This window comes from Veillonella sp. CHU110 (assembly GCF_003992255.1).
Lineage (GTDB): Bacteria > Bacillota > Negativicutes > Veillonellales > Veillonellaceae > F0422.
This window is the reverse complement of the sequence record NZ_RQVA01000031.1, coordinates 1-3,325: the sequence shown is the minus strand read 5'-3', so window position 1 is coordinate 3,325 and position 3,325 is coordinate 1. Positions and strand designations below refer to the sequence as shown.

Annotated in this window: 3 protein-coding genes; all 3 read left to right on the top strand. The window is 35.0% G+C overall.

Annotated features, from left to right (window positions below; all coding sequences use genetic code 11):
- Nucleotides 1-398: 398 nt before the first annotated feature.
- The 3 genes from EO122_RS08090 (at nt 399) to EO122_RS08080 (ending at nt 3,165) form a co-directional block, all read left to right on the top strand.
- Nucleotides 399-1,868 carry a catalase gene (locus tag EO122_RS08090; RefSeq protein ID WP_177428917.1) on the top strand — a complete coding sequence of 490 codons (1,470 nt, stop codon included), beginning with the start codon at nt 399-401 and terminating at the stop codon, nt 1,866-1,868.
- A gap of 383 nt (nt 1,869-2,251) precedes the next feature.
- Nucleotides 2,252-2,866 carry a hypothetical protein gene (locus EO122_RS08085; protein ID WP_127010142.1) on the top strand — a complete coding sequence of 205 codons (615 nt, stop codon included), beginning with the start codon at nt 2,252-2,254 and terminating at the stop codon, nt 2,864-2,866.
- A 29-nt stretch (nt 2,867-2,895) separates the two neighbouring features.
- Nucleotides 2,896-3,165: a hypothetical protein gene (locus EO122_RS08080; RefSeq protein WP_127010141.1), complete on the top strand. Its 270-nt coding sequence runs from the start codon at nt 2,896-2,898 to the stop codon at nt 3,163-3,165.
- Nucleotides 3,166-3,325 lie beyond the last annotated feature (160 nt).

Here is a 3,325-nt window from a genome sequence, read left to right as displayed (position 1 = left end):
TATGTCTATTTTATTGCAAAAAAAGAATGTTGGCGACTACTCTTATATGAGTAGCCCCAACATTTATTATAGAGCCTATTAATGTATTAAGACGGAACATAGAAATTATTGTATTGAATTACTTACCTATATGATTTAAAGTAAGATGAAGTATATCATAGTCTAAAAAGGAAGTAGATGTGGGTTAGTAGCTATATTTGCACACTAAAATAGATGAATTGATAATGTTATAGTTTATAACATCAAAAATAATAAAACTTAATGGAAAATCATTATTGACAACATATAGAAAAAGTTCTATAATGAGTTCATAAGTTAACGGATAATAATTATCCGTTATAATAAAATATAGGTTTTAATTATATTATGATATGTATAAGTTTACAAAGGAGAAAGTTATGAAAGAAGAAAAATTAACAACTGCCTTTGGTGCTCCGGTGCCTGACAATAACAACAGCGCTACAGCTGGAAAACGTGGTCCTGTATTGATGCAAGACGTGTGGTTGATGGAAAAACTAGGCCACTTTGCTCGTGAAGTGATTCCTGAACGCCGTATGCATGCGAAAGGATCTGGCGCATTTGGTACTTTCACAGTAACAAATGACATTACAAAATATACAAAAGCGAAAGTATTTTCTGAAGTGGGTAAACAAACTGATTTGTTCGTTCGTTTTTCCACAGTAGCTGGCGAACGTGGTGCTGCTGATGCAGAACGTGATATCCGTGGTTTTGCTGTAAAAATGTATACAGAAGAAGGTAACTGGGATTTAGTTGGTAATAATACACCAGTATTCTTCATCCGTGATCCATTGCAATTCCCTGACTTGAATCGTGCAGTTAAACGTAATCCTGAAACTAATCTTCGTGATGCTACTGCTAACTGGGATTTCTGGACTAGCTTGCCAGAAGCAATGCACCAAATTACAATCGTTATGAGTGACCGTGGTATTCCTGATGGCTATCGTCATATGCATGGTTTTGGTTCCCACACATATAGCTTAATCAATGCAAACGACGAACGCGTATGGGTAAAATTCCACTGGGTTTGCCAACAACCAATTAAAAACTTAACAGAAGAGGAAGCATCTGCTATTATTGCGAACGACCGTGAAAGTGCACAACGTGACTTGTTCGACGCGATCGCAAAAGGTGATTTCCCTCGTTGGAAATTGTATATCCAAGTGATGACAGAAGAACAAGCAGAAGCCCTTCCATACAATCCATTTGACCTTACAAAAGTATGGTACAAAAAAGACTTCCCATTAATCGAAGTAGGGGTGATGGAATTGAACCGCAACCCAGAAAACTACTTCCAAGATGTAGAACAAGCAGCATTTGCTCCATCCACAATTATCCCTGGTATTGGATTCAGCCCTGACCGCATGTTACAAGGTCGTTTGTTCTCCTACGCTGATGCACAACGCTACCGCTTAGGCACAAACTATCCATCCATTCCTGTGAATGCGCCTAAATGCCCATTCAATTCTTACCATCGTGATGGACAAGGCCGTGTAGATGGCAACCATGGTGCTACTATTGGATATGCTCCAAATAGCTTTGGCCAATGGGCTAACCAACCACAATACAAAGATCCAGGATATGACGTATCTGGTAAAGCATATCAATACGACTTCCGTGAAGATGATTCCGATTACTACACACAACCTGGTAAATTGTTCCGTCTCATGACTCCAGAACAACAAGAAGTATTGTTCAAAAATACTGCTAACAATATGGCAGGAGTTCCATTGTTTATCCAAGAACGACATGCAAAACATTGCTATGCATGTGACCCTGCATATGGCGAAGGCGTAGCAAAAGCATTGGGTATTACAGTAGATTTCTCTACACCTGCTGACATCGGGTAACACTTGAAGCGCTATTTGTTTAAGGCGTCTTCCTAAAAATAGTATATAAGAAAAGACCGCAACATATTCCTTCACAAACTGATCCTACGGTAGGTTTGCTCCGGAACATGTTGCGGTCTTTATGCTTTGTCATTATTTAGGCAATGGGGATGCCATACACTGCTACGCACAACTGCATTCAAAGGTAGATTTAGGAATATGTCGTGCTCTTTTTGCGTTGTCATTATTTTAGCAAAGGAGGGCACCATAGACTTCTACGCATAACGGTGTTCAAAGGTAGATTTTTAGTGGCAATGAACGTATAATAAATGGTACAGTACCTTTTATAGGTGGTAGTTTCTGAAGGGTTGAAATATATTGTTTTGTTGGTAGGATGGGGATTTATGAAAGAGAATGTAAAGATTTTTCTTACGGAAATGGATCATAGTGAGGCGCGACAGTTCCTGCTTGAATCTGATTCCTATGTATCTTTGAATTTTCCAGTTTATTATAATTTTGATAATTTATTAAAGCATGCGATTCATCTATTAGGAGAATCTTGTTTGTCTGAGAAACAGGATAAGTATTTAATTGATAAAAAATATTCATCATTTTCAAATATTAATTACACTATTCAACTAAACAAATCTAAAGATCATTATAGACCCATCACTATAATTTACCCTCTTTTATATTTAGATTTAGTAAATTTAATAACTAAAAAAGAAAATTGGAAGATTTTGATTGATCGGTATAACTCTCTTGATAGTAAAATAGGAGATAAAATAATTTGTCAAAGTATTCCATTTAAAACAAATAACAATAGGACGGGAGTAAGATATGCATTTCATTACTGGGAAAATATAGAACAGGAGTCGATTAAGCTTAGTTTGGAATATAATAATTTACTACACGTTGATATAGCTAATTTTTATGGTAGTATATACACTCATATGATACCTTGGTCGATACATGATGAAGACATTGCTAAAGCTAAAAAAGATAAAAAAATTTACTAGGGAATAAAATTGATGAAAAATTCCAATTTATGAATTATGGAGAAACTGTTGCTATTCCACAAGGTAATGTGGTTTCTGACTTTATTGCTGAATTATTATTGCGTTATATTGATACTTTATTGGTTCAGGAATTAGAAGGTGAAGATATAGATTATAAAATATTGAGGTATCGAGATGATTATCGAATATTTACACAAAATAAAGAAGATGAGAAAAAAATAAAGAAAAAATTAGTTTCAATATTGTGCAGGCATAAATTATCGATTAGTAAAATAAGGTTAAGAATACTGATGATTTAATTATTGACTCTCTTAATGCTGATAAAGTTTACTGGATCGAGAATGACCCTAATGTCAATATTAAAGTGGATTGGAAATCATTTTTTAAATATAAAAAGAAAGGGCGGTTTGCTTTTCCTATTAGAGTATATAAGACTTCAATACAGAAACTCTTGATTAT

What these genes read in the sequence shown, in the direction of transcription:
- EO122_RS08085 (WP_127010142.1), top strand. Translation starts at nt 2,252, where the DNA reads ATGAAAGAGAATGTAAAGATTTTTCTTACGGAAATGGATCATAGTGAG.
- EO122_RS08090 (WP_177428917.1), top strand. Translation starts at nt 399, where the DNA reads ATGAAAGAAGAAAAATTAACAACTGCCTTTGGTGCTCCGGTGCCTGAC.
- EO122_RS08080 (WP_127010141.1), top strand. Translation starts at nt 2,896, where the DNA reads ATGAATTATGGAGAAACTGTTGCTATTCCACAAGGTAATGTGGTTTCT.